Origin of the sequence: Tritonibacter sp. SIMBA_163, assembly GCF_046535935.1 — a bacterium.
GTDB lineage: Bacteria > Pseudomonadota > Alphaproteobacteria > Rhodobacterales > Rhodobacteraceae > Epibacterium > Epibacterium scottomollicae.
Map to the genome: position 1 here is coordinate 1 of NZ_JAWJBP010001501.1, position 231 is coordinate 231.

Below are 231 nucleotides of genomic sequence, written 5' to 3' on the forward strand. Positions count from 1 at the left end.
CGGAAGACGCCTGGACGCTGCTAACCACCACTCACCCTGTGCTGGATAAGCCCGTTAACCAAGGAGCGTGGGAGGATCTGTTGCGCCGCGTTGCGTTAAGCCCCGCCGCGCGGGATGAGCGGCGCTATGCCGCGTTTGAGAGCTACTTGCTGAGCAAAGGCGTGACCACTAGCGCCCTCCCTGTGGCTCGGCTAGCGGTGAACCCCCATGCGTCGTTGATGGATCGCTAGC

General features: G+C 63.2%; 1 pseudogene. It reads left to right on the forward strand.

From position 1 onward, the window contains the following. Positions 1-230 (forward strand): annotated as a pseudogene (locus R0J92_RS27290) (ABC transporter ATP-binding protein); the annotation flags it as partial. Between the last annotated feature and the right edge of the window lies 1 nt (position 231).